This window comes from Pseudomonas azerbaijanorientalis (genome assembly GCF_019139795.1).
In the GTDB taxonomy this organism is placed as follows: domain Bacteria; phylum Pseudomonadota; class Gammaproteobacteria; order Pseudomonadales; family Pseudomonadaceae; genus Aquipseudomonas; species Aquipseudomonas laurylsulfatiphila.
In genome coordinates, this window is sequence record NZ_CP077078.1 from 5,712,733 (window position 1) to 5,737,006 (window position 24,274).

General features: G+C 62.7%; 24 protein-coding genes and 1 pseudogene. 10 read left to right on the plus strand and 15 right to left on the minus strand.

What is annotated here, in order from left to right; translation table 11 throughout:
• Positions 1-78 precede the first annotated feature (78 nt).
• The gene (locus tag KSS91_RS25615) at positions 79-1,962 is read left to right on the plus strand and encodes a TonB-dependent receptor domain-containing protein (protein ID WP_217836479.1); all 1,884 of its coding nucleotides are present in this window, start codon (positions 79-81) and stop codon (positions 1,960-1,962) included.
• Positions 1,963-2,098: 136 nt separating this feature from the next.
• Here the strand turns inward: KSS91_RS25615 and KSS91_RS25620 are convergent, their stop codons facing one another.
• From KSS91_RS25620 to nrdR, 12 genes and pseudogenes are all read right to left on the minus strand, one after another.
• Positions 2,099-2,899 (minus strand): cobalamin-binding protein, encoded by an 801-nt coding sequence (locus tag KSS91_RS25620; protein ID WP_217836480.1) that lies wholly within the window; start codon positions 2,897-2,899, stop codon positions 2,099-2,101.
• A complete protein-coding gene (locus tag KSS91_RS25625; protein ID WP_015097009.1) occupies positions 2,899-3,318 on the minus strand; it encodes a hypothetical protein in 420 nt (139 codons plus the stop codon). The genes KSS91_RS25620 and KSS91_RS25625 overlap by 1 nt, the downstream gene beginning before the upstream one ends.
• Positions 3,315-3,932 (minus strand): GTP cyclohydrolase II, encoded by a 618-nt coding sequence (gene ribA, locus KSS91_RS25630; protein WP_007970170.1) that lies wholly within the window; start codon positions 3,930-3,932, stop codon positions 3,315-3,317. The genes KSS91_RS25625 and ribA overlap by 4 nt, the downstream gene beginning before the upstream one ends.
• 142 nt (positions 3,933-4,074) lie before the next feature.
• Positions 4,075-4,507 (minus strand): annotated as a pseudogene (locus tag KSS91_RS25635) (hypothetical protein).
• Between the two features lie 35 nt (positions 4,508-4,542).
• Positions 4,543-5,046, minus strand: a complete 504-nt coding sequence (locus KSS91_RS25640; protein ID WP_007970166.1) for a phosphatidylglycerophosphatase A family protein — start codon at positions 5,044-5,046, stop codon at positions 4,543-4,545.
• The gene (gene thiL, locus KSS91_RS25645) at positions 5,043-6,008 is read right to left on the minus strand and encodes a thiamine-phosphate kinase (protein WP_217836481.1); all 966 of its coding nucleotides are present in this window, start codon (positions 6,006-6,008) and stop codon (positions 5,043-5,045) included. The genes KSS91_RS25640 and thiL overlap by 4 nt, the downstream gene beginning before the upstream one ends.
• Before the next feature lie 28 nt (positions 6,009-6,036).
• Positions 6,037-6,537, minus strand: a complete 501-nt coding sequence (gene nusB, locus KSS91_RS25650) for a transcription antitermination factor NusB (protein ID WP_007970164.1) — start codon at positions 6,535-6,537, stop codon at positions 6,037-6,039.
• On the minus strand, positions 6,534-7,010 hold the full coding sequence (gene ribH, locus KSS91_RS25655; RefSeq protein WP_003228649.1) for a 6,7-dimethyl-8-ribityllumazine synthase: 477 nt from the start codon (positions 7,008-7,010) through the stop codon (positions 6,534-6,536). The genes nusB and ribH overlap by 4 nt, the downstream gene beginning before the upstream one ends.
• 91 nt (positions 7,011-7,101) lie before the next feature.
• Positions 7,102-8,193 (minus strand): bifunctional 3,4-dihydroxy-2-butanone-4-phosphate synthase/GTP cyclohydrolase II, encoded by a 1,092-nt coding sequence (gene ribBA / locus KSS91_RS25660; RefSeq protein ID WP_007970163.1) that lies wholly within the window; start codon positions 8,191-8,193, stop codon positions 7,102-7,104.
• 16 nt (positions 8,194-8,209) lie between these two features.
• A complete protein-coding gene (locus KSS91_RS25665; RefSeq protein WP_008018158.1) occupies positions 8,210-8,875 on the minus strand; it encodes a riboflavin synthase in 666 nt (221 codons plus the stop codon).
• A 47-nt stretch (positions 8,876-8,922) separates the two neighbouring features.
• Complete coding sequence (gene ribD / locus KSS91_RS25670; protein ID WP_102673681.1) at positions 8,923-10,056, minus strand: bifunctional diaminohydroxyphosphoribosylaminopyrimidine deaminase/5-amino-6-(5-phosphoribosylamino)uracil reductase RibD; 1,134 nt, start codon at positions 10,054-10,056, stop codon at positions 8,923-8,925.
• Positions 10,053-10,517 carry a transcriptional regulator NrdR gene (gene nrdR, locus KSS91_RS25675; RefSeq protein ID WP_003228656.1) on the minus strand — a complete coding sequence of 155 codons (465 nt, stop codon included), beginning with the start codon at positions 10,515-10,517 and terminating at the stop codon, positions 10,053-10,055. Before nrdR ends, ribD begins: the two co-directional genes overlap by 4 nt.
• 127 nt (positions 10,518-10,644) lie before the next feature.
• On the opposite strand from nrdR, the gene KSS91_RS25680 reads away from it, so the two are divergent.
• From KSS91_RS25680 to trxA, 3 genes are all read left to right on the plus strand, one after another.
• A complete protein-coding gene (locus KSS91_RS25680; RefSeq protein WP_126047787.1) occupies positions 10,645-11,109 on the plus strand; it encodes a YbaY family lipoprotein in 465 nt (154 codons plus the stop codon).
• The gene (locus KSS91_RS25685) at positions 11,106-11,759 is read left to right on the plus strand and encodes a class I SAM-dependent methyltransferase (protein WP_217836482.1); all 654 of its coding nucleotides are present in this window, start codon (positions 11,106-11,108) and stop codon (positions 11,757-11,759) included. Before KSS91_RS25680 ends, KSS91_RS25685 begins: the two co-directional genes overlap by 4 nt.
• Positions 11,760-11,956: 197 nt before the next feature.
• Complete coding sequence (trxA, locus tag KSS91_RS25690) at positions 11,957-12,829, plus strand: thioredoxin (RefSeq protein WP_007970158.1); 873 nt, start codon at positions 11,957-11,959, stop codon at positions 12,827-12,829.
• 103 nt (positions 12,830-12,932) lie between these two features.
• Here the strand turns inward: trxA and KSS91_RS25695 are convergent, their stop codons facing one another.
• Complete coding sequence (locus tag KSS91_RS25695; RefSeq protein WP_217836483.1) at positions 12,933-13,271, minus strand: hypothetical protein; 339 nt, start codon at positions 13,269-13,271, stop codon at positions 12,933-12,935.
• A 135-nt stretch (positions 13,272-13,406) separates the two neighbouring features.
• Here KSS91_RS25695 and KSS91_RS25700 point away from each other — a divergent pair, with 135 nt between their 5' ends.
• The 5 genes from KSS91_RS25700 (at position 13,407) to KSS91_RS25720 (ending at position 17,575) form a co-directional block, all read left to right on the plus strand.
• Positions 13,407-13,985: a DUF2796 domain-containing protein gene (locus KSS91_RS25700; RefSeq protein ID WP_217836484.1), complete on the plus strand. Its 579-nt coding sequence runs from the start codon at positions 13,407-13,409 to the stop codon at positions 13,983-13,985.
• Positions 13,986-14,120: 135 nt separating this feature from the next.
• Positions 14,121-14,831 (plus strand): ABC transporter ATP-binding protein, encoded by a 711-nt coding sequence (locus KSS91_RS25705; RefSeq protein WP_217836485.1) that lies wholly within the window; start codon positions 14,121-14,123, stop codon positions 14,829-14,831.
• A 1-nt stretch (position 14,832) separates the two neighbouring features.
• The gene (locus KSS91_RS25710) at positions 14,833-16,098 is read left to right on the plus strand and encodes an ABC transporter permease (protein ID WP_015097017.1); all 1,266 of its coding nucleotides are present in this window, start codon (positions 14,833-14,835) and stop codon (positions 16,096-16,098) included.
• Positions 16,099-16,109: 11 nt separating this feature from the next.
• Positions 16,110-16,628 (plus strand): DUF3299 domain-containing protein, encoded by a 519-nt coding sequence (locus KSS91_RS25715; RefSeq protein ID WP_015097018.1) that lies wholly within the window; start codon positions 16,110-16,112, stop codon positions 16,626-16,628.
• Positions 16,629-16,876: 248 nt separating this feature from the next.
• On the plus strand, positions 16,877-17,575 hold the full coding sequence (locus tag KSS91_RS25720) for an OmpW/AlkL family protein (protein WP_217836486.1): 699 nt from the start codon (positions 16,877-16,879) through the stop codon (positions 17,573-17,575).
• A 214-nt stretch (positions 17,576-17,789) separates the two neighbouring features.
• On the opposite strand, the gene KSS91_RS25725 is transcribed toward KSS91_RS25720, so the two are convergent.
• Positions 17,790-18,719, minus strand: coding sequence for an NAD-dependent epimerase/dehydratase family protein (locus KSS91_RS25725; RefSeq protein ID WP_015097020.1), 930 nt, complete (start codon positions 18,717-18,719; stop codon positions 17,790-17,792).
• Entirely contained in the window at positions 18,712-19,596 is an 885-nt protein-coding gene (locus KSS91_RS25730; RefSeq protein ID WP_015097021.1) for a sugar nucleotide-binding protein, read from the minus strand. Before KSS91_RS25730 ends, KSS91_RS25725 begins: the two co-directional genes overlap by 8 nt.
• A 325-nt stretch (positions 19,597-19,921) precedes the next feature.
• Between KSS91_RS25730 and KSS91_RS25735 the strand changes: the two genes are divergently transcribed.
• Entirely contained in the window at positions 19,922-24,238 is a 4,317-nt protein-coding gene (locus tag KSS91_RS25735; protein WP_217836487.1) for an Lhr family helicase, read from the plus strand.
• Positions 24,239-24,274 lie beyond the last annotated feature (36 nt).

Genomic DNA, 24,274 nt, shown 5'->3' on the forward strand with positions numbered 1-24,274 from the left:
GGCTGTACCGACGCCTTCGCGAGCAAGCCCGCTCCCACATTTGATTTGTGTGCACCACGAAACACCATCGGACCACCCATGAAGTTCTCCCGCCTCGCCCTGCCCCTGTTTCTTCTGCCAACCGCAAACGCCCTCGCCGACACCTTCGAACGCGATCAAGCGCTGAAGCTGCCCGATGTGCTGATCAGCGCCAACCGCCAGGTCGAAGCGCGCAACGACAGCAGCGCCGCCAACACCGTGTTCACCCGCGACGACATCGATCGCCTGCAACCCGATAGCGTCACCGACCTGCTGCGCCGCGTACCGGGCGTGCAAATCGTGCAGGCCGGCGGGCGCGGCAGTGTGCCGGGTGTCTACATCCGCGGCACGCAATCAGCCCAGAGCCTGGTACTGGTGGACGGTCAGCGCATCGGCAGTTCGACCTCCGGCGACAGCAACCTGCAGCACATCAACATCGATCAGGTCGAGCGCGTGGAAGTGCTGCGCGGCTCCCGTTCGGTGATTTATGGCAGCGATGCGATTGGCGGGGTAATCCAGATCTTCACCCGCCGTGGCGGCGAACAGGGCCTGCGACCGCGCCTGCACACGGCGTTTGGCAGCAACCAGACCTGGGAGCGCAGCCTTGGCTTGTTCGGCGGGGACGAGCGAACCCGTTTCAATCTCGGCGCCAGCCTCGACGAAAGCGCCGGGATCAATCGCACCCACGAGTCATACCCCAGCGACGGCGACCATGACGAGTACCGAAACCAGTCGTTTAGCCTGAGCTTTAGCCACGCACTCAGCGATGACATCGAGATCGGCGCCAACGCGCTGGATAATCGCGGCAAAAGCGAATTCGACAACCCGTTCGGGCGCTTCGACATGAATACGTTCGAGTCGGTCCAACAGCAGCCCGCCAACGAATTCGATGTGAGCAGTGTCAGCAGCTACATCGACGCGCGCATCAATGATCTGTGGCAAACCCGCATCGAGTTCGGCCATAGCGAAAACCGCGAGAAGACCCTCGACAAACTCAGTGACGAACGCAGCGTGTTCAACACCTACCGGGATTCGGTGAACTGGCAGAACGACCTGACACTCGACGAGCGCAACAGTCTGCTGCTGGGAGGTGACTGGTATGAAGACCGGATCAACAGCAGCACCGCGTTCGATGAAGACAGTCGCTGGAACCGTGCGGCGTACATCCAGCATCGCTATCGGGCCGAGCGTTTCTCCACGGAGCTGGGTTTGCGTCACGACGACAACCAGCAATTTGGCAGCCAGAACACCTGGAGCGGCACCTTCACCCTGCCGCTGAACCCGAACAACGAAGTGCTGTTCACCTACAGCGAAGGCTTCCGCGCACCGACGTTCAACGATCTGTACTACCCCGACTTCAGCAACCCGGACCTCAAGCCTGAAACCTCGAAAAGCTATGAGCTGCAATGGCGCAGCCAATTGACCGAGAGCAGTCGTCTGGAAACATCGCTGTATCGCACCGACCTTGAAGACGCGATCATCTTCGGCAGCAACTCGCGCCCCGAGAACGTCGCCTCGGCGCGGATCAACGGCTTCGAAGCAACGCTGAAGCAGGAACTGTTCGACTGGCAGAGCAATCTCGGCGTGGCGATCATCGATCCGCGCGACCGTGACACGGGCCACACCCTGGCCCGTCGCGCGCGGCGTACCTTGAGCTGGGATCTGGACCGTCAGTTCGATCGCCTGGGCCTCGGCGCCAGTTGGCAAGCGGTCAGCAGCAGCTATGACGACCAGAACAATCAACAGCCCCTCGGCGGCTATGCCTTGCTGGGGCTGCGCAGCAGTTGGGAGCTCAATCGTGAAGTCAGGCTGGAGCTGAAGGTCGACAACCTGCTGGACAAGGGTTACAGCCGGGCGTTGTACAGCTACCAAGGCAGCCAGTACGGGTATCGCGAGGAAGGTCGCGCGTGGATGTTCGGGGTGACGTGGACGCCTGGAATCTGATCCGGAATCTGTACTGTCTGGAACGGCCTCTTCGCGGGCAAGCCCGCTCCCACAGGTTTTCGGGTTGGATTACAGATTTGTGATTAAAGCAGAACCCTGTGGGAGCGGGCTTGCTCGCGAAGCAGGCACCTCGCTCTCAGCGGCCAGGCGCAATCAACTGGCAAAGCTTTGCAGTTGCCTCAACCATCTGCCCACTCGGTCGCTCCAGGCCTTTGTCCGTCACCAGGCGCAATTGCCCCTGTGCTACCGCCGCCACCTGCGGCCAGGCTTTCCACGCATCAAGCTGCGCCTGATCGCTGGCCAGAATCACCTCGGGATTACGTTGCAACACGGCTTCCACGCTGACTTGCGGTGCCGGCAGTTTCAGGTCGGCGAACACGTTTTGGGCTCCGCAGACCGCCAGCGCATCGCTGATGATCTGCTCGCCACCAACCGTATACAGCGGCCGATCCCAGACCTGATAGAACACCTGTAGCGGCTTGTCCCGTCGATAGCGTTGGCGCAGTTCGCCCAGTCGTCGGCGCAAATCGCTGGCCAATGAAACGCCGCGTTCAGGCCGATCGAGCCGAGCGGCAATGGCCTCGATTTGCGCGGCGAGCTGGTCCAGGCTGTGGGGTTCGGCGACGTAGGTGGGAATGTTCAGGCGCTTGAGCTGGTCGCGCTGGGCCGGGCCGACGCTACCGGGCCATAGCAGCAACAGATCGGGCTTCAGGCTGAGCAGCCGCTCCATGTCCAACTGGCCATAGCGGCCAACGGAGGGCAGGCTCTTGAGTTCGGCAGGTCGCTCACCGGCGTCCAGCACACCCACCAGGAGGTCGGCAGAACCCAGTTCAACGACGATTTCAGAGAGCGACGGTGCAAGACTGACGACCCGCTCGACCGCGATGGCCGAGCGGCTGGCGGCCAGCAGCAAAACCGCCAGCCAGAGCGCGCGCATCAACCGAGCTGACGCGGAATACGGTAGAGGTAGAACAGCACGGCGGTCGACAGCGCCAGCAGCATCAGCGGCACCGCTTCGAGGCCGACGAACACCGCCAGGGCACCGATCCACGCCGGCAGGCCGGCGGCAAGGAACGCTTTACGGCGCTTCGCCGCCAGACTGATCCACGCGCCAGGTTCTTCAGGGGTATCGAGGGCTTTCTGGGTGGCGATCAGCGCGTGTTTGTAGGCGCCGAAAAACTTCAGGCTGACAAACATCGAGGCGACACCGGCGATGAACAACGGCATCGCCAGCATTGGCAGAATGGCTTCGCTCTGGCCGAACACCGCGTTGATCACAAACAGCGGCAACAGGGCCAGAGCCAGGTATTGCCACCAGTTGACGGACAGTCGCCGCCGAACCTGACCGCGGGTCACGCCCGGTCTACCTCGCCCTGATGTTCATTGCCCATCATGTGGTCGAGCTTGCTGGCCTTGGTCGCCAGGTAGAGTCGATTATGCGGGTTGTGGCCCGTGTGCAACGGCACGCGCTCGGCGACCGCGATCCCCATGTCGGTCAAGGCCTTGACCTTGCGCGGGTTGTTGGTCATCAGGCGCAATGACTTCACGCCCAGGTGCTCCAGCATCGGCAAGCACATGGCGTAGTCACGCTGGTCGGCGGCAAAGCCCAGACGCTCGTTGGCTTCGACGGTATCGGCGCCACCGTCCTGCAGCTCATAGGCGCGTATCTTGTTCAGCAGGCCAATTCCACGACCTTCCTGGCGCAAGTACAGCAACACGCCACGACCTTCGCGGGCGATGGCCTGCAAAGCGGCCTCCAGTTGCGAGCCGCAGTCGCAACGCTGGCTGAACAGCGCATCGCCAGTCAGGCATTCGGAGTGCAAGCGGCCGAGTACAGGGGCACCGTCGTCGAACTCACCCAGGCTCAGCACAACGTGCTCGCGGCCAGTGCCTTCATCGAGAAAGCCGTGCATGGTGAATTGCGCAAAAGGCGTTGGCAGCTTGGAAGCGGCGACAAAAACGACAGGCACCGGTGTGCTCCTGATCTAAAAGTTCTGAAGATTCGCAGAGCCGGCATTGTAACAGCAGGTTCCGAGCGACGCTTAGGCTGAATTATCGGCGATAACCATCAAAAAGTTTGATATGCGCCCCACAGGGCTCTGTGTCAGCCCTTCAGTTCGAATCAAACGGATAAGGCTGTTTCCAGCGCTCGAAGATCGGTTTGAGCTCACCGCTTTTTACCAACGTCTCCATACGGTGATCGAACAGGGTCATCAGGCTACGCGCCTTTGGGGTCTTGGCAAAGCAAAGGTACAACGGCAACTCGGCGATATGGGTATTGCGCAACCGGGAGGGATCTTTGGCCACGCTCGACCAAGCCCAGCGAACGCAGGTAGGGCTCGGTGCGGATGTGCACTTTGACACCTGCCGGCTCGAACACTTGTCGCAGCACGTCCCAGCCCAGGCCATGACCGTCGGCGGCGGTGTAGTCTTCCCAGTCTTCGCTGGCCAGATGAATCACCGACGGCGGCGTAGCAGCCCCTCCTCCCGCTTGGGCGAAAGAGCAAAACATCGCGAGCAGCACCATCAATCCGCGTAGAACCATCCCTGCTCCCCCGATTAACGCCTGGCACCCCTTGATCAGGCGAAAAACCACACCAGTCCCTGCATCGCCAACCATGCGAACACCCCGGCCAGGACATCATCGAGCATGATGCCAACGCCGCCATGCACGTGCCGGTCGATCCAGCGAATCGGCCATGGCTTGAGGATATCGAAGAAGCGGAACATCAAGAAGCCTGCCAGCAACCACTGCCAACCTTCCGGCACCAGCCACAGGGTGATCCACATCCCGACCATTTCGTCCCAGACGATGCCTTCATGGTCGTGTACCCGCAAATCGTCGGCCACTTTGCCGCACAGCCAGAAGCCGAACAGCATGGTGATGCCGAGCATCAGCCAGTAACCCCAGTCGGGCAACATCTGCCACAACGGAATAAAGGGGAGCGCAACTAACGAACCCCAAGTGCCGGGCGCCTTTGGCAAGGTGCCCGAGCCGAAGCCGAACGCCAGGAAATGCCATGGATTACGCCAGACCGACGGCGGTACGAATTCCGCCGGGACCTGTTTGGGGTGATCTGTCACGGTGACTCCCGAAAATGTTGATAACCCCGGGTTTGCGGGGTGATGTCTTGGCCATCCGCGTCCAGCAGCGTCACGCCTTGCCCCGTCACCACCCGTCCAATCACATGGATCGGCCAGCCGTCGGCCAGCAATAGCGGCAACTCGACGGACGGTAGGGTGAACACCAGCACGTAGTCGTCGCCACCGCTCAGGGCCGCCACCTGGGCGTCCGATCGGCCGAGAAAGTCGACCAGGCTCTGCGACAGGGGTAAACGCTCCCGCTCGACTTCGATACCGACCTTCGAGGCCAGCGCGATATGCCCGCAATCAGCGAGCAGGCCGTCGGAGATGTCCATCGCCGAAGTGGCCTTGCCCCGCAGCGCCTGCCCCAGGCCAAGCTGCGGTTGCGGCGACCAGTAGTGGGCCAGCAACGGCTCGGCAACGCTCGCGTCGGCCGTGCGTTGGCCGAGCACCAATGGCAAGGCACCGGCAGCTTTGCCCAGATCGCCGCCGACACACAGCAGATCGCCCGGCTGCGCACCGCTGCGGGTCAGCGCCTGGCCACTCGGCACGCGACCGAATACGGTCATGGTCAGGCTGAGCGGCCCACGGGTGGTGTCACCGCCCACCAGTGCCACGCCGCAGCTTTGCGCCATGGCGTTCAACCCACGGGCATAGGCTTGCAGCCAATCGGCGGTCACCGTCGGCAAGGTCAGGGCAAGGGTAAAGGCGATTGGTGTGGCGCCCATGGCGGCCAGGTCGCTGACGGCTACGGCCAGCGAGCGCTGACCGAGCAGAAAGGGATCGCAGGGATCGGCGAAATGCACGCCGGCCACCAGCGTATCGGTAGAAATCGCCAACTGCTCCCCGGGAGGAACAGCCAGCAAGGCGCAGTCATCGCCGATCCCGAGGGCAACGCCTTCGCCGCCCTGCGCACAAGGCGCGGCGGCGAAGAAATTGCGGATCAGCTCAAACTCGCCCATGGCTTCGTGTCGACATTCCAAGCGCCAATCAGCGCTTGAACGCCTTCACTTCAGCTTCACGCAGACGCGGGGCCAGCTTGTCGAGCACACCGTTGACGAACTTGTGGCCGTCGGTGGAACCGAAGACCTTGGCCAGTTCGATACCTTCGTTGATCACAACGCGGTACGGCACGTCGACGCGCTTGAGCAGTTCCCAGGTGGACAGGCGCAGAACCGCCAGTTCAACCGGGTCCAGCTCTTCGATGGTCAGATCGAGACAAGGCTTGAGTGCGGTGTCGATTTCGGTCTTGAACTGCGGAACCCCGTGCAGGATTTCGCGGAAGTACGCGCCGTCGACATCGCTGAAATCGTTATCGACCCGGAACTGCGCTTCGATCTCGTTCAGCGACTGCTTGGCCATGTGCCATTGGTACAGCGCCTGAGTCGCGAGCTGACGGGCTTCGCGGCGCTTGGCGCTTTTCGATGGCTTGCCGGCATCCGCAGGCTTTGGATCGCGCGGGTTGAAACGATCGCTATCGTCGCTAATCACTTGGCCTCCAACTGCGCCAGCAGGCTGACCATTTCCAGAGCGGACAGGGCAGCTTCAGCACCTTTGTTGCCGGCCTTGGTGCCGGAACGCTCGATGGCTTGCTCGATGGAGTCAACGGTCAGCACGCCGAATGCAACCGGAACGCCGAACTCCATGGACACCTGGGCCAGGCCCTTGGTGCATTCGCCAGCCACGTATTCGAAATGCGGAGTGCCGCCACGAATGACTGCGCCCAGGGCGATGATTGCCGCGAACTCGCCCTTTTGAGCGACTTTCTGTGCAACCAGCGGAATTTCGAAGGCGCCAGGTGCGCGGATGATGGTGATGTCGCTTTCGCTCACGCCGTGGCGAACCAGGGCATCAACGGCACCGCTGACCAGGCTTTCAACGACAAAGCTGTTGAAACGGCCCACTACCAGAGCGTAGCGGCCTTTAGGGGCGATGAAGGTACCTTCGATGGTCTTCAGGGTCATTCGTTAGATCTCTTAAAGAGCCGGGACGCGTCTCGTACGCGTCCCTCAGTGATATTTGAACCGCGAATTCAAGGCCGGGAACAACCGGTCATTATTCGGAGGGCACGTATTCTACAACTTCCAGATCGAAACCGGATATCGCATTAAATTTCATTGGCGCCGACATCAGGCGCATTTTGCGTACGCCCAGGTCACGCAGGATCTGCGAACCGGCACCGACAGTGCTGTAGGTGGTCGGTTTTTTCACCGCGGCGTGATCGGCGGTTTCGCGGATATGCGCCAGCAACACGTCGCCATCGAGCGGGTGACCGAGCAACAGCACCACGCCGCTACCGGCCTCGGCAACCGCTGACATGGCGGCGCGCAGGCTCCAGCGGCCCGGCTGCTTGACCATCAACAGGTCGCGCAGCGGGTCCATGTTGTGCACCCGAACCAGGGTCGGCTCTTCGGCACACACGTTGCCCAGGGTCAGCGCCATGTGCACGTCGCCTTCCACCGAATCACGATAGGTCACCAGGTTGAATTGGCCCAGTTCGCTGTCCAGCGGCTGCTCGGCAATCCGCTGAACGGTACGTTCGTGGATCATCCGGTAGTGAATCAGGTCGGCGATGGTGCCGATCTTGATGTCGTGTTCGGCAGCAAAAGCTTCCAGCTCGGCACGACGGGACATGGTGCCGTCGTCGTTCATCACTTCGCAGATCACGCCACTCGGCTCGAAACCGGCCATGCGCGCCAGGTCGCAGGCCGCTTCGGTGTGGCCGGCACGGGCCAGGGTGCCGCCGGCCTGGGCCATCAGCGGGAAGATGTGGCCCGGGCTGACGATGTCTTCAGCCTTGGCATCACGGGCGGCGGCCGCTTGCACGGTACGCGCGCGGTCGGCGGCGGAGATGCCGGTGGTCACGCCGGTGGCGGCTTCAATGGAGACGGTGAACTTGGTGCCGAAACCGGAACCGTTGCGCGGAGCCATCAACGGCAGCTTGAGCAGTTCGCAGCGCTCGCGGCTCATCGGCATGCAGATCAGGCCTCGGGCGTGCTTGGCCATGAAGTTGATGTGCTCGGGCTTGCAGCACTCGGCGGCCATGATCAGGTCGCCTTCGTTCTCGCGGTCTTCGTCATCCATGAGGATGACCATCTTGCCTTGGCGGATGTCTTCAACCAGTTCTTCGATGCTATTGAGCGCCACAAGGCACCCCCTTGGGTCAGGATTTGAGGTAGCCGTTGGCGGCCAGAAAGCTTTCGGTAATGGTGCTGCCGGCAGTCGGCTCTGCGGCCTTGTCGCCCAAAAGCAGACGCTCCAGGTAACGGGCCAGCAAGTCCACTTCCAGGTTCACCCGGCGACCAGGCTGATACGACGCCATGATGGTTTCGCTCAGGGTGTGCGGAATGATGGTCAGCAGGAACTCGGCGCCATCGACCGCGTTCACGGTGAGGCTGGTGCCGTCGACGGTGATCGAGCCTTTATGGGCGATGTACTTGGCCAGGTCCTTGGGCGCGCGAATGCGGAATTCCACGGCGCGCGCGTTTTCGGTACGGGCAACCACTTCACCCACGCCATCGACGTGACCGCTGACCAGATGCCCGCCGAGGCGAGTGGTCGGGGTCAGGGCTTTTTCCAGATTGACCGGGCTGCCGCTTTTCAGGTCGTTCATGGCGGTGCAGTCGAGGGTTTCGCGACTGACGTCCGCCGCAAAACCATTGCCCGGTAATTCAACGGCAGTCAGGCACACGCCGTTGACCGCGATGCTGTCGCCCAGCTTGACGTCGCTCAGGTCGAGCTTGCCGGTTTCGACGTGTACCCGCACATCACCGCCCTTTGGGGTCAATGCACGAATACTGCCGATGGATTCGATGATGCCGGTAAACATGAGGTTCTCCTCGAGAACAAAGCCAGCGCTATAGCGATGGCCGGAAATTATACGCTCGCTGCTGGCACTGGGATGGCGATGACTCGCCAGTCATCGCCAACTGCACGAATTTCGGTGATTTTGAGTGCCGGCGCATCCTTCATTTGCGCGAGCGGCCAGTCCAGCAGCGGCCGCGCCGAAGAACCCATGAACTTGCCGGCGATGAATATCTGGAATTCGTCCACCAGCCCAAGCTGAGCGAAAGCACCCGCCAGCCGTGGACCGGCCTCGACCAGCACCTCGTTGACGCCACGGTTGGCAAGTTCGACCAGCAGCTGACGCAGGTCGACCTGGCCATCGTAGCCGGGCACGATCAGGCATTCCGGGCCGTTGGCGTACTGCTCTTCCACCGCCACGCAGGTGGCGACCAGCGCCGGGCCGGCCTTGAAGAACGGCGCATCCAGCGGTACGCGCAGGCGGCCATCGACCAGCACACGCAGCGGCGGCCGGCTCATGGCCAGTGCGGTTTGTTCGGCGTCCAGTCCGAGCTCATCGGCACGCACGGTCAACCGCGCGTTGTCCGCCAGCACCGTGTCGGCGCCGGTCAGCACCACGCTGGCCTGGGCGCGCAGGCGTTGCACCGCCGAGCGTGCTGCCGGACCGGTAATCCACTGGCTTTCGCCGCTTTCCATCGCCGTGCGACCGTCGAGGCTCATGGCCAGCTTGACCCGCACGAACGGCAAGCCGTGCTCCATGCGCTTGAGGAAACCTTGGTTGAGCTTTCGCGCTTCGCCCTCCAGCACACCACTTTCGGTGGCGATACCGGCCTGAGCCAGGCGTTGCAAACCGCGACCGGCGACTTCCGGGTTCGGGTCCTGCATCGCCGCGACCACGCGGGCCACACCGGCATTCACCAGCGCATCGGCACAGGGCGGCGTGCGGCCGTGGTGGCTGCAAGGCTCAAGCGTCACATAAGCGGTCGCGCCACGCGCCTGCTCACCGGCCGCGCGCAAGGCGTGAACCTCCGCGTGAGGCTCGCCGGCGCGCTCGTGCCAGCCTTCGCCGACAATCTGCCCACCCTGCACGATCACGCAACCTACACGTGGGTTGGGGTGCGTTGTGTAATGCCCCTTGCGCGCCAGTTCCAGGGCACGGGCCATGAAATGGGCGTCGAGGATGGCAAGCTCTGCGGGCGTGGTCATTCTTTCACCGGTTCACGGGCCAGGCGATCGATCTCTTCGCGGAACTCATTGAGGTCCTGGAAGCGACGATACACCGAGGCAAAGCGGATGTAGGCGACTTCATCGAGCTTCTGCAGCTCGGCCATCACCAGTTCGCCGACCACGAGGGATTTGACCTCGCGTTCGCCCGTGGCACGCAGTTTGTGTTTGATGTGCACCAGCGACGATTCGAGGCGCTCGACGCTCACCGGGCGCTTTTCCAGCGCGCGCTGCATGCCGGCGCGGAGTTTTTCTTCGTCGAACGGCTGGCGGCTGCCGTCGGTTTTTATCAGGCGCGGCAACACCAGTTCAGCCGTCTCGAACGTCGTGAAACGCTCGCCGCAGGCCAGGCATTCACGCCGGCGGCGCACCTGTTCGCCCTCGGCGACCAGACGCGAGTCGATGACCTTGGTGTCGTTGGCACCGCAGAAGGGACAGTGCATGGTGGCAGGCAACAAAAAAAGGGAGGGCCATGGTAGCGCATCCCGGTGGCAAGACAAGCCATAGGGTTTGCGGTATACAGACGGGATGATCACTTGATCCATGGAATTCAGCTTTATGGAGCCACCAATGTCGTTACGTCCGCTCATTTTGCTCAGTGTTTTCAGCCTGCTGGTGGCTTGCAGCAGCGATGCCCCCAAACCCCAGCCGCCAACACCTGGCCCGGCGCCGCAGCAAGCGCAGAAGAAAGCCCGGGAGGCCGCCGCCCTCGGCCCCTTGCCTGCCTATCAGCGTGAGCTGAGCGGCACCCTGCAAGGCGTGCCGGCCGGTGCTGAAGTCGAGCTGGCATTGCTGGTGATCGACGAAAAAGACCGCCCGCAACAATTGCTCGCCAGTTCCAGCCTGATCGGCAACAACCAGGTATTGCCGTTTCACCTGCGCTTCAATCCGGAGTCCTTCCCGACCGGCGCCCGTGTGGAACTGCGAGGCCGCGCCAGCCAGTCCGGCCAGTTGATCCTGCACTTGCCATCGCAACTGATTACCCAGCCGACCACCCAGGCCCTGGGCCAATTGCAATTCGTCAAAGCCCCATGAGTGCACCGCTCGAGCTGCAACGGGCCTTGGTTGAACTGCTGGGTGATGCACAACTGGTGGCCTGCCCGTTGCCGGAAACCGATTTGAAGCTGTGGCTGATCGACGGCGACAACATGGACCGCGCCTTCAGCCCCGAAGAAACCCGGCGCATCCTGCATGAGCCACCGTACTGGAGTTTCTGCTGGGCCAGCGGCCTGGCCGTGGCCCGCTATCTGGACGCAAATCCGCACTGGGTCGAAGGCAAGCGGGTCCTGGATTTCGGCGCTGGCTCCGGAGTGGCGGGGATCGCCGCCGCCAGGGCCGGCGCACTGGAAGTACTGGCCTGCGACCTCGACCCACTGGCGATTGTCGCGTGTCAGGCGAATGCCGAGCTCAACGACGTGCAGCTCAACTACTCGACGGATTTTTTCGCCGAGGCTGATCGCTTCGATCTGATCCTGGTGGCGGACGTGCTGTACGACCGGGCGAACCTGCCGCTGCTCGACCAGTTCCTCAGTCGCGGCCGAGAGGCGCTGGTGGCGGATTCCCGGGTACGGGATTTTCGCCATCCGTTGTACCGGCGCATAGAGATGCTGGAGGCGATGACCCTGCCAGATCTGGCCGAGCCCCACGAGTTTCGGCATGTGAGCCTCTACCACGCGCAGCGCTAGTTAAAAGCTTCGCGGGCAAGCCCGCTCCCACAATGGTTGGTGTGAACCACACATCTTGTGGCGACTTCAATCCCTGTGGGAGCGGGCTTGCCCGCGAAGGCGCCCGGTCAGGCAACACACCTCTCACGGCCAACCGCTTCCGGCCGCCCCCCACCAAGCCGTATAGTTGCCCCATTCACGCTTCCAAGAGATTGCCCATGAGTCAGGAAACGCCGTACATCTTCGACGCCACGACTGCCGACTTCGACCAGTCGGTGATCGAGAACTCTTTCCACAAGCCGGTGCTGGTAGATTTCTGGGCCGAATGGTGCGCGCCCTGCAAAGTGCTGATGCCGATGTTGCAGAGCATTGCCGAGAGCTACCAGGGTGAGTTGCTGCTGGCCAAGGTCAACTGCGACCTCGAGCAAGACATTGTCGCCCGCTTCGGCATCCGCAGCCTGCCGACCGTGGTGCTGTTCAAGGACGGCCAGCCTGTCGACGGCTTTGCCGGTGCCCAGCCCGAATCCGCCGTGCGCGCCCTGCTCGAACCCCATGTGCAGATGCCGCCACCGGCCGCCGCCGATCCGTTCGAGCAGGCCCAGGCGTTGTTCGACGACAGCCGCTTTGCCGACGCCGAAGCACTGCTCAAGGTGATCCTGGGTGAAGACAATACCAACGCCAAGGCGCTGATCCTGTACGCCCGCTGCCTGACCGAGCGCGGTGAACTGGGCGAGGCGCAAGCCGTGCTGGATGCGGTCAAGAGCGACGAGCACAAGGCTGCGCTGGCCGGCGCCAAGGCGCAGATCAAGTTTCTCGGTTTGGCCAAGGACCTGCCGGACGCCGCCGACCTGAAGGCACGGCTGGCGAAAGACCCGCTGGACGATGAAGCGGTCTATCAACTGGCGATCCAGCAACTGGCCCGTCAGCAGTACGACGCTGCGCTGGATGCATTGCTGAAGTTGTTCATCCGCAACCGCAGCTACAGCGAAGGCTTACCGCACAAGACCTTGCTGCAGGTGTTCGAGTTGCTGGGTAATGATCATCCGCTGGTGAGCACGTACCGCCGCAAATTGTTTGCCGCGCTGTATTGAATTGCCCTTGTAGGAGCGAGCTTGCTCGCGATGGGCGTCAACGATAATGAGGGCTACCGGTATGACCGCGGTGCCCTGAGGCTCTTCGCGAGCAAGCTCGCTCCTACAACCAGCGGTACAACGGTGTATCGCCGCCGCTTTCCACTTTCACATCCGCACAATGGCGCAAGCGCACCAGCAGGCGCTTGCCCGCCGCCGCACTGCCGGTCAGGCCTTCCAATTGATCGAGCAAATCCGGTCCACTCAACTGTCCGGCCTTACGCAGCAAATCCCGGGCGATCTGCCACAGCGCATCATCCTGATTCAGCGGTTTCGCCGCTGGCGCGCTGACCTCGGATTTTTCCACCTGCAACTGCGCCCCTAGCCGCGCCCAGTCCGCATCGTCCATCTCCAGGGTCAAATCCACCGGCCAGTCGCCAATGCTTCCGCGAATTCGCAACATAAGTCTGCTCCCGAACTTTTCTTCCCAGCATGCTCCCATGGGACTTGTGCAACGCCAAGCAGGCAGTCAAACTCTGCACAAATACGTTATAAGATTACATAACATTTTCTTCATTTTACTTTTCGGAGACTCGCCATGCGTCGTCTGCTTCTCGCTCTGCCGTTTGCCATCTTGCCGCTGGCTGTCGCCCATGCCGGCGACGAACACGATCATGAGCATGGCAGCCTGGGCGCCCACGAACATGGCGTTGGACGCCTGGACGCAGCGCTGGACGGCAAGACCCTGGCGCTGGAACTGCAAAGCCCGGCCATGAACCTGGTGGGTTTCGAACACGCCGCCACCAGCGATGCCGACAAAGCCAAAGTCGCCGCCGCCCGCGCTCTGCTTGAGCAACCGCTGGCCCTGTTCAACCTGCCGAAAGCCGCCGGCTGCGTGGTGGAAAACCAGGAACTGGAAAGCCCGTTGTTCGCAGACACACCCGATGCCGACGATGACCATGACAAAGACGCCAAGGACGAACATCATCACGACCACAGCGAAATCCACGCTCACTATCAGTTCACCTGCGCCACACCGGACGCATTGAAGACCCTGGACCTGGCGAACATTTTCAATTCGTTCCCGGCCACTCGGACGATTCAGGTACAACTGATCGGCCCGAGCGGACAGCAAGGCGTTGATCTGACGGCCAAGGCTGCTGCGCTGAAGTTCTGATCCACCGCAAATCAAATGTGGGAGCGGGCTTGCTCGCGAAGGCGCCGTATCAGTTTGCATCAATGTCTCTGACACACCGCATTCGCGAGCAAGCCCGCTCCCACAGGGGTTCACCACCAACCTGACCGGTTTCACATGACCCAAGCACTCATCGAACTGTCCGACCTGCGCTTCAGCTGGCCCGGTCACCCGCCGCTGCTGGACATCCCGACGTTTCGCCTGGAGCGCGGTGAAACCCTGTTTCTCAAAGGTCCCAGCGGCAGTGGCAAGACCACCCTGCTCGGCCTGCTCGGCGGCGTGCAAAAGCCCGATCGCGGCAGCATTCGCCTGCTCGGCCAGGAGCTGACGCAACTGTCGGCCGGCGCCCGTGACCACTTCCGCGTCGATCACACCGGCTACATCTTCCAGCAGTTCAACCTGCTGCCGTTTCTGTCGGTGCGTGAAAACGTCGAGCTGCCCTGCCACTTCTCGAAGCTGCGTGCCGAACGAGCGAAACAGCGTCACGGCAGCGTCGACAAAGCGGCCGCGACGCTGCTCGCCCACCTGGGGCTGAAGGATGCAAACATCCTCGCTCGCCGCGCCGATTCGTTGTCCATCGGCCAGCAGCAACGGGTCGCCGCCGCACGCGCACTGATCGGTCAACCGGAACTGGTGATCGCCGACGAGCCGACCTCGGCCCTCGATTACGACGCCCGTGAGAACTTCATTCGCCTGCTGTTCGCCGAGTGCCGCGAAGCCGGTTCGAGCCTGCTGTTCGTCAGCCACGACCAGAGCCTGGCGCCGCTGTTCGACCACAACCTGTCGCTGGCCGAACTCAATCGAGCCGCCACCCCGTCCGAGGTCTGAGATGTATCTGTTTCGTCTAGCCATGGCCAGCCTGGCTAACCGTCGCTTCACCGCGATCCTCACGGCGTTCGCCATCGCCCTGTCGGTGTGCCTGCTGCTGGCGGTGGAGCGCGTGCGCACCGAAGCCAAGGCCAGTTTCGCCAGCACCATCAGCGGCACCGACCTGATCGTCGGCGCCCGCTCAGGTTCGGTGAACCTGTTGCTGTACTCGGTATTCCGCATCGGTAACGCCACCAACAACATCCGCTGGGACAGCTTCGAGCACTTCGCCAACAACCCGAAAGTGAAGTGGGCGATCCCGATGTCCCTCGGCGATTCCCATCGCGGCTATCGGGTGATGGGTACCACCGAAGCCTACTTCGAGCATTACCAGTACGGCCGCCAGCAACACCTGGAGCTGGCCGATGGCCGGGCGTTTGCGAGCGACCCGTTCGAAGTGGTGCTCGGTGCCGAAGTGGCCGAGGCACTGCACTACAAACTCGGTGACAAACTGGTGCTGGCCCACGGCGTGGCGGCGATCAGCCTGGTCAAGCACGACGACAAGCCGTTCACCGTGGTCGGCATTCTCAAACGCACCGGCACGCCGGTGGACCGCACGCTGCACATCAGCCTTGGCGGTATGGAAGCAATTCACATCGACTGGCATAACGGCGTGCCGGCCCGGGGCGAGGGCCGAATCACGGCCGATCAGGCGCGCAACATGGACCTCACGCCGCAAGCGATTACCGCGTTCATGCTCGGTCTGAACAACAAGATTTCGACCTTTGCCCTGCAACGGGAAATCAATGAATTCCGTGGTGAGCCAATGCTGGCGATCCTGCCGGGCGTGGCGCTGCAGGAGCTGTGGAGCCTGATGGGCACGGCGGAAAAAGCCTTGTTCGTGGTCTCGCTGTTTGTGGTGCTGACCGGGTTGATCGGCATGCTCACGGCCATTCTCACCAGTCTCAACGAACGCCGCCGGGAAATGGCGATTCTGCGTTCGGTGGGCGCACGACCCTGGCACATCGCGACACTGCTGGTGCTCGAAGCCTTTGCCCTGGCGCTGTCAGGCGTGATCGCCGGTGTGGCGTTGCTGTATGTGTGCATCGCGGCGGCCCAGGGATATGTGCAGGCCAACTATGGTCTGTATCTGCCGCTGTCCTGGCCGAGCGAGTATGAATGGACGCTGCTCGGTGGCATCCTGATCGCCGCGTTGCTGATGGGCAGCGTGCCGGCCTGGCGCGCCTATCGCCAATCCCTGGCCGATGGCCTGTCGATCCGTTTATGAGGACGCTGAAAATGCCCCGCGCTGTACTTGCGCTGTTGATGCTGGTCGCCCTGCCCCTGTGGGCAGCTCAGCCGCGAGACCTGACCTGGTCGGAGATGATTCCGCCGGATGCGCCGAAAGAAGTGCCGAACATGACGCCGCTGCACGATCTGTCGCAGATGAGCAACGCACTGTCAGCCGAGTCCGCGCCCGCCGCCAGGCAAGACTTGCCCAACGCACCGGTGGTCAAGACCCTCGATGGCCAGAGCATTCGACTGCCGGGCTACATCGTGCCGCTGGAAGTGAGCGAGGAAGGACGCACCACGGAGTTTCTGCTGGTGCCCTATTTCGGCGCTTGCATACACGTACCGCCACCGCCTTCGAACCAGATCGTGCACGTCAAGAGCGAAGTCGGCGTGAAGCTCGACGAGTTGTATCAGCCGTACTGGATCGAGGGCGCATTGCAGGTCAAGGCGTCCACCAGCGAACTGGCGGATGCCGGGTATCAGATGGAGGCGGACAAGATTTATCTGTATGAATTGCCGGAGTGAGTCCGGAGTTTCCTTGTCGCCAACACAATCGCCATCGCGGGCAAGCCCGCTCCCACAGATTCGATGTTGAAACAAAAATCTTCAGCATTGCGCAACTCCTTGTGGGAGCGAGCTTGCTCGCGATGAGGCCATCAGCAACACCACAAAAATCAAGCCCTTCCCACTTTCATTGAGCTGCATCAAAAGACCGAATCGTTAGGCGCCTTACCATTGGACATCGAACATTTTTAACGTCCTCTGGAGCCCCCATGAACAAGTCCTTGCTCAGCGCTTCGCTGGTTGCCCTCGCGCTCGCAGCCCCGCTCGCCAATGCTTTCGAAGCCGGTGACATCCTCATTCGCGCCGGCGCAATCACCGTCAACCCGGAAGCTGACAGCTCCAGCGTCAAGGTTGATCAAGGCCCGCTCGCAGGTGCCGACCTGGGTGGCAAGGCGACCCTGAGCAGCGACACGCAACTGGGCTTGAACTTCGCCTACATGCTCACCAACCACCTGGGTATCGAGCTGCTGGCGGCCACACCGTTCGAGCATGACGTGAAACTCAAGGGCACGGCCCTGAGCGCAGCCAACGGCAAACTCGGCACCCTCAAGCACCTGCCGCCGACCTTGAGCCTGGTGTACTACCCGCTGGATCCGAAGTCGGCCTTCCAGCCGTACGTCGGCGGCGGCATCAACTACACCTATATCTACGACGAACACGTTGGCAGCCAAGCGCAGTCTGCCGGTTTCAGCAACTTCAAGGCGGAAAACTCCTGGGGCCTGGCGTGGCAGGTCGGTGCGGACTACATGCTGACCGACAACATCATGATCAATGCCCAGGTGCGCTACATCGACATCGATACCCGCGCCACTGTCGAGAACAACTCGATTGCCCCAGGTACCCGGGCACGTGTGGACGTCGATGTAGACCCGTTCATCTACATGGTTGGCCTGGGTTACAAGTTCTGAAGAACGTTCACGTGGTGGTGAATGAGGCTTGTGTGGCGAGGGGGCTTGCCCCCGTTGGGTTGCGAAGCAGCCCCAGATTCGGCAGAAGCGGTGACTCAGACAAACCGCATTGCTTGGATTGCGCCACAGGAATTGCACACGCTTTAACGTAAATTCCGGCCGTGAAAAAGGCGCCTGTAAAAAGGCGCCTTTTTCATGTCCGCGGGTAAGCGATCTATCGCCCCAGCAACCGCGCCAGCCCCACGCGCATCGGCGTCTGCTCCGTGGTAGTGAAGCGCTCCAGCAGACGCCGGTTGTTCGCCCGGGAATGACGAATGTCACCGGAGCGCGCCGGGCCATAACTTACCGGCGGCAGCTGGCCGACCACGGCTTCAAGCGCTTCGAGCATTTGCTTGAGGGTTGTCGCCTGGTTCCAGCCAACGTTGACCGCACCGACTTCGGCCCCGGGCTTCTCGATGGCCTGCACCAGCAAGTCGACCAGGTCTTCGACGTAGACAAAATCCCGGGTCTGCTCACCATCGCCGAACACCGTGATCGGCAAGCCCTTCAGTGCGCGCTCGCTGAAAATGCTGATCACCCCGGAATACGGCGAGGACGGATCCTGACGCGGGCCGAATATGTTGAAGAAGCGGAAAATCACCGGCTCCAGTGCATGCTGGCGACGGTAGAAATCGAAGTACTGCTCGCTGGCCAGTTTGTCCACCGCATACGGCGTCAGCGGCGCCTTTGGCGTGTCTTCGTCGATCGACTCGCCCTCGCCATTGTTGCCATACACCGCCGCGCTGGAGGCGAACAGCACGCGCTTGACACCGGCCTGGCGCATGGCTTCGCAGACGTTCAGTGTGCCGATGAAGTTGCTCTGGTGCGTGCGCACCGGATCGTCCACCGAGGCCTGCACCGACGCCACGGCGGCCAGGTGCGCCACGGCGCTGCAACCAGCCATCGCCTGGGCGACCACAGCCGCATCGGCCACGTCGCCGACGATCAGTTCGACCTTGGGATTATCCAGTGGCAGATTGCTGCGCTTGCCGGTGGACAGGTCATCGAGAATCCGCACCGCATGGCCCTTGGCGAGCAGCGCGTCAGTCAGGTGTGAACCAATGAAACCGGCACCACCGGTGATCAAAACGGGGCCGTCAGCCATGGCGATAGAACCTGTCCAGTAGACCGGGAAGCGCCGCACGCCAGGCGCGTGGTTTGATCCCGAAGGTGTGCAGAATTTTTTTGCAGGCCAATACCGCGTGTTGCGGCTCTTCCGCAGCATCCGGACGCGCGGCGTGAGCCTGTGCGGTCGGAGCTTCGATGGCCAGCGGATGCAGGCTGCGGGCTTCGGCCAGAATCGCCTGCCCCAGCGCCAGCGGTGTGGTCGCCTCATGCCCGGCGTAGTGGTAGGTGCCCCACAGTGGCGCTGCGCAATCGAGTTGCTTGAGCACTGAAATGATCACGCGGGCGGCATCGTCGACCGGCGTCGGATTGCCGCGCCGGTCGTCGGCCATCAGCAGTTCCTCGGGTTGTTCGGCACGGGCGAGGAAGCGGCCAAGGGCGCCATCCGGGCTGTCGTCCAGCAGCCAGCCGAAACGCAGCAGCACGTGTTGCGGGCAGGTGGCGCGAACGCTTTGCTCGATCCGCCACAACGCCTGCCCCCGCAAGCCCAAGGGCACCGGTTCGTCTTTTTCGCTGTAGGCCGTTGCGCGGGAACCGTCGAACACGCGGTAGCTGGAAGGTTGCAGCAGGACGATGTTGTGGTGCTGGCACAGCTCCGCCAGACGCTCGATCGCGCGCTCCTGGCCGGCCAGACGCTGTTCGCTGACCGCTTCGGCCTGAAACCAGTCGAAGTAGTAGGCAAGGTTGATCAATGCATCGGGACGGGTGTCGTCGAGCAGTTGTGTCAGGCTCGCGGCATCCCAGCCGTCTTGCGGTGGGCGGGGGGCGAGGAAACCGATGTCTTCCTCCGCACCGAGGCGAATCAGCGCCTGCCCAAGGGCATTTCCGCCGCCCAGTAACATAAGGCGCATTCGCATAGAGTCAGCAGGCCCAGTCTGATTGGAACGATGGCTATATCGACATCACCCCCAGGCGATGTCGTTGATAATTGCCGGAATCGTTGCATTTTGCGGGTTTAGTGCGCAACCGTCATCCGTAAAGTGTAGATGTCCGGGATTAGTGTCAGCTTTGATGACCCCTTCGCGGGCAAGCCCGCTCCCACAGGGAATTTCTGTGAATATGTAATTTGTGAACGACACGGACACTGTGGGAGCGGGCTTGCCCGCGAAGAGGCCCTGAAGGCCAATAGAGATCCCCAAGTGGTACTTGCATCTTGCGCCCCCCACCCGCATAACTTGCTGCATGAACCTGCCCATCCCCGCAGACAGTGCCCTGAGCGGCTTCCACCCCGCCGTCAGTGCCTGGTTCAGCCACACGTTCGCAGCGGTCACCGCCGCCCAGGCCCGGGCGTGGCCGTTGATCCGCCAGCGGCGCTCGACCCTGGTCGCCGCGCCCACCGGCTCCGGCAAAACCCTCACCGCGTTTCTCGCGGTCATCGACGACCTGGTGCACCGGGGCCTGGAAAGCCCCGAAGGCTTGCCCGACGCCACGCTGGTGGTCTACGTCTCGCCACTCAAGGCGCTGTCCAACGACATCCGGATCAACCTGCAAACCCCGTTGGCCGGCATTACCGAGCAATTGCGTGTGATGGGGTTGCCCGAACTGCAGATCAGCACTGCCGTGCGCACCGGCGATACACCGCAAAAAGACCGCTCGGCGATGCGCAAGACGGCGCCGCACATTCTGGTGACCACACCGGAATCCCTGTACGTGCTGCTGGGCTCCGACTCCGGTCGGCAGATGCTCGGTACGACACAAACGGTGATCATCGACGAAATCCATGCCATGGCCGCCAGCAAGCGCGGCAGCCATCTGGCCCTGAGCCTTGAACGCCTGCAGGCCCTCTGCCCCGAACCGCTGCTGCGCATCGGTCTGTCGGCCACGCAAAAACCCATCGAAGCAGTATCGCGTTTCCTGGTCGGTCGCGACCGCCCGTGCGAGATCGTCGACATCGGCCACGCCCGCCCCCGTGACCTGGACATCGAAGTGCCGCCCGTGCCGCTGTCGGCCGTGATGGCCAACGATGTCTGGGAGTTGGTCTACGACCGCCTCGCCGCCCTCGCCCGGGAACACCGGACCACGCTGATTTTCGTCAACACCCGGCGTTTGGCCGAACGCCTTAGCCGTCACCTGAGCGAACGCCTGGGCAAGGACGCCGTAGCGGCCCACCACGGCAGCCTGGCCAAGGAATTTCGCCTGGACGCCGAGCAGCGGCTCAAGCGCGGCGACCTGCAAGTGCTGATCGCCACGGCGTCGCTGGAACTGGGGATCGACATCGGCGACGTCGACCTGGTGTGCCAGATCGCCTCACCGCGTTCGATTGCCGGGTTTCTGCAACGGGTCGGTCGCTCCGGGCACCAGGTCGGCGGCACGCCCAAGGGCCGCTTGTTCGCCACCACCCGCGACGACCTGATCGAATGCGCCGCGCTGCTCGACTGCGTGCGCCGGGGCGAACTCGATACCTTGTTGATACCGCAGGCGCCGCTGGATGTGCTGGCGCAGCAGATCATCGCTGAAGTCAGTTGCCAGGAGTGGCCCGAGCAAGCGCTGCTGGAGATGCTGCGCCGCGCCTCGCCCTACTCCGGACTCGACGAAAAACACTACCAGGCGCTGCTGCACATGCTCGCCGAGGGCTACAACGGGCGTCAGGGTCTGCGCAGCGCCTACCTGCACCGCGACGCCGTAAGCCGCACGCTGCGCGGGCGCCGTGGCGCAAAACTGACCGCAGTGACCAGTGGCGGGACCATTCCGGACAACGCCGACTACGCCGTGCTGCTGGAGCCTCAAGGGCTGAATATAGGCACCATCAACGAAGACTTCGCGGTGGAAAGCATCGCTGGCGATATCTTCCAGCTGGGCAATACCTCCTATCGAATCCTGCGCGTGGAAACCGGCAAGGTGCGGGTCGAGGATGCCCAGGGTCAGCCGCCGACCATTCCGTTCTGGCTCGGTGAAGCACCGGGGCGTAGCACCGAATTGTCCTCGGCGGTGGCGCGCTTGCAGGCAAAACTCGACGACCTGCTGGGTACCGAGCCTGGCAACTTGCAGCCAGCGCTCGACTGGCTGACTGGGACCCTGGGCCTGAACCTCGCCAGCGCCGAACAACTGGTGGACTACCTGGCCCGCGCACGACAGACGCTGGGTGCCCTGCCATCGCAAGACACGCTGCTGATGGAGCGTTTTTTCGACGAGTCCGGCGGCACCCAACTGGTCATTCATACGCCGTTCGGCAGCCGCATCAACCGCGCCTGGGGCCTGGCCCTGCGCAAACGTTTCTGTCACACCTTCAACTTCGAACTGCAAGCCGCCGCCAGCGAAGACGCCATCGTGCTGTCGCTGTCCACCAGCCACAGCTTTGAACTGGACGATGTCTGGCGCTACCTGCACAGCAACAACGCCGAGCACATCCTGATCCAGGCCGTGCTCGACGCGCCGCTGTTCGGCGTGCACTGGCGCTGGAATGCCGGTGTGGCCCTGGCGCTGCCGCGCTACAGCGGCGGGCGCAAAGTCCCGCCGCAGATCCAGCGGATGAAAAGCGAAGACCTGATCGCCAGCGTGTTTCCCGATCAGATTGCCTGCTTGGAAAACCTCGCCGGCGAACGGGAGATTCCCGACCATCCGCTGGTGGAACAGACCCTCGACGATTGCCTGCACGAAGCCATGGACACTGAAGGCTGGCTGGCCTTGTTGCGGCGCATGGAACGCGGTGACATTCGCCTGATCAGCCGCGACTTGCCAGCGCCCTCGCCGCTGGCGGCGGAGATTCTCAGCGCCCGCCCCTACACCTTTCTCGACGATGCACCGCTTGAAGAGCGCCGCACCCAAGCGGTACTCAATCGGCGCTGGAGCGATCCGCAATCCACCGACGACCTCGGAGCGCTGGACGCCGATGCAATTGCCGCCGTGCGCGACGAAGCCTGGCCGGTGCCTTGCAGTGTCGATGAAATGCACGAGGCCTTGATGAGCCTGGCGTGCATCACCGATGCCGAGGCCGGCGCCAACCCGCAATGGCTCGGCTGGCTCAAGACCCTGGCCGACAGCGGACGCGCGAGCCGTTTACAGATCAACGCCGGGCAATCGTTGTGGCTGGCGCTGGAGCGCCTGACCTGCCTGCGGGCCATTTATCCACAGGCCCAATTAACGCCACCGCTGCAAGCGCTGCCGGACTTCGATGAAACCTGGACACCCGACGAAGCCGTCCTCGAACTGATCCGCGCACGGCTCAGCGCCTTCGGCCCGCTTGCGCTCGAGCGCATCGCCGAACCACTCGCCTTGCCCTCCGCACAAGTGACCCTGGCCCTGGCGCAACTGGAACGCGAAGGCTACGTACTGCGCGGTCGCTTCACCCCGGGCATCGCCGAAGAAGAATGGTGCGAGCGGCATTTGCTGGCGCGGATTCACCGCTATACGGTCAAGCGCCTGCGCCGGGAGATCGAACCGGTGGCGCTTCAGGATTTCATGCGATTCCTGTTCGATTGGCAGCATGTGTCGACTGCAAGCCAGGGCCAGGGCGCGGCGGTGTTGCCAGCCATCGTCGGGCAATTCGAAGGCTACCCCGCCGCCGCTTCCGCCTGGGACAGCGACATTCTGCCCGCACGGATCAAGGACTACTCGGCGACCTGGCTGGATGAACTGTGCCGCAGCGGCAGACTGGTGTGGACGCGCCTTTCGGCGCACAACAAAAGCACCGGCACCGCGCTGCGCAGCACACCGATTGTGTTGCTGCCGCGCAACCGGGTCGGCCTCTGGAGCGGCTTGACCGAACAGACACCGGTGAGCGAACTGTCGCCGAAAACGCAAAAGGTCCACGCCGCCCTCAGCCAACATGGCGCGCTGTTTTTCGACGAGCTGATCCATGAGGCGCACCTGCTGCGTTCGGAGCTGGAAATCGCCCTGCAGGAACTGGTAGGCGCGGGGCTGGTGAACGCCGACAGCTTTGCCGGTTTACGCGCGCTGATCACCCCGGCGAGCAAGCGCCAGTCGCGCAACAGTCGGCGTGGACGCGGCGCATTCATCGGCGGCATGGACGACGCCGGGCGCTGGGCCTTGTTGCGACGCGCGCCAACTGCTCCTGTGGCGGGAAACCAGCGTCCCGCATCGACGCCGGGCGATACCCTGGAGCACATCGCCATGACCTTGCTGCGTCGTTACGGCGTGGTGTTCTGGCGCTTGCTGGAACGTGAGGCGGACTGGCTGCCGAGCTGGCGCGAACTGCTGCGCACCTTCCATCGCCTGGAAGCACGCGGCGAGATTCGCGGGGGGCGGTTTGTCAGCGGCCTGGCGGGCGAGCAATTCGCCCTGCCCGAGGCGATTCCATTGCTGCGGGAGGTGCGACGTCGGCCTCATGACGGGAGTTTGGTCGCGGTGTGCGGGGTCGATCCGCTGAACCTCGCCGGCACGCTATTACCTGGTGCGAAAGTCCCGGCGCTGGCGAGCAATCGGCTGGTGTATCGCGATGGTTTACCGGTTGCTGCCGAGATTGCCGGCAAGCCGCTTTTTTGGTTGGAGCTGGATCAGCAGGCGAGTGCCGAGGTGCGCAACAAACTGATCCGGCATTAATGTCGTCTGGACCGGCCCCATCGCGAGCAAGCTCGC

Excerpts from the sequence above, each read along its gene's own strand:
- KSS91_RS25615 (WP_217836479.1), top strand. The coding sequence starts at position 79 with ATGAAGTTCTCCCGCCTCGCCCTGCCCCTGTTTCTTCTGCCAACCGCA.
- KSS91_RS25620 (WP_217836480.1), bottom strand. The coding sequence starts at position 2,899 with ATGCGCGCGCTCTGGCTGGCGGTTTTGCTGCTGGCCGCCAGCCGCTCG.
- thiL (WP_217836481.1), bottom strand. The coding sequence starts at position 6,008 with ATGGGCGAGTTTGAGCTGATCCGCAATTTCTTCGCCGCCGCGCCTTGT.
- ribH (WP_003228649.1), bottom strand. The coding sequence starts at position 7,010 with ATGACCCTGAAGACCATCGAAGGTACCTTCATCGCCCCTAAAGGCCGC.
- KSS91_RS25665 (WP_008018158.1), bottom strand. The coding sequence starts at position 8,875 with ATGTTTACCGGCATCATCGAATCCATCGGCAGTATTCGTGCATTGACC.
- ribD (WP_102673681.1), bottom strand. The coding sequence starts at position 10,056 with ATGACCACGCCCGCAGAGCTTGCCATCCTCGACGCCCATTTCATGGCC.
- nrdR (WP_003228656.1), bottom strand. The coding sequence starts at position 10,517 with ATGCACTGTCCCTTCTGCGGTGCCAACGACACCAAGGTCATCGACTCG.
- KSS91_RS25680 (WP_126047787.1), top strand. The coding sequence starts at position 10,645 with ATGTCGTTACGTCCGCTCATTTTGCTCAGTGTTTTCAGCCTGCTGGTG.
- KSS91_RS25685 (WP_217836482.1), top strand. The coding sequence starts at position 11,106 with ATGAGTGCACCGCTCGAGCTGCAACGGGCCTTGGTTGAACTGCTGGGT.
- trxA (WP_007970158.1), top strand. The coding sequence starts at position 11,957 with ATGAGTCAGGAAACGCCGTACATCTTCGACGCCACGACTGCCGACTTC.
- KSS91_RS25695 (WP_217836483.1), bottom strand. The coding sequence starts at position 13,271 with ATGTTGCGAATTCGCGGAAGCATTGGCGACTGGCCGGTGGATTTGACC.
- KSS91_RS25700 (WP_217836484.1), top strand. The coding sequence starts at position 13,407 with ATGCGTCGTCTGCTTCTCGCTCTGCCGTTTGCCATCTTGCCGCTGGCT.
- KSS91_RS25705 (WP_217836485.1), top strand. The coding sequence starts at position 14,121 with ATGACCCAAGCACTCATCGAACTGTCCGACCTGCGCTTCAGCTGGCCC.
- KSS91_RS25710 (WP_015097017.1), top strand. The coding sequence starts at position 14,833 with ATGTATCTGTTTCGTCTAGCCATGGCCAGCCTGGCTAACCGTCGCTTC.
- KSS91_RS25715 (WP_015097018.1), top strand. The coding sequence starts at position 16,110 with ATGCCCCGCGCTGTACTTGCGCTGTTGATGCTGGTCGCCCTGCCCCTG.
- KSS91_RS25720 (WP_217836486.1), top strand. The coding sequence starts at position 16,877 with ATGAACAAGTCCTTGCTCAGCGCTTCGCTGGTTGCCCTCGCGCTCGCA.
- KSS91_RS25725 (WP_015097020.1), bottom strand. The coding sequence starts at position 18,719 with ATGGCTGACGGCCCCGTTTTGATCACCGGTGGTGCCGGTTTCATTGGT.
- KSS91_RS25730 (WP_015097021.1), bottom strand. The coding sequence starts at position 19,596 with ATGCGAATGCGCCTTATGTTACTGGGCGGCGGAAATGCCCTTGGGCAG.
- KSS91_RS25735 (WP_217836487.1), top strand. The coding sequence starts at position 19,922 with ATGAACCTGCCCATCCCCGCAGACAGTGCCCTGAGCGGCTTCCACCCC.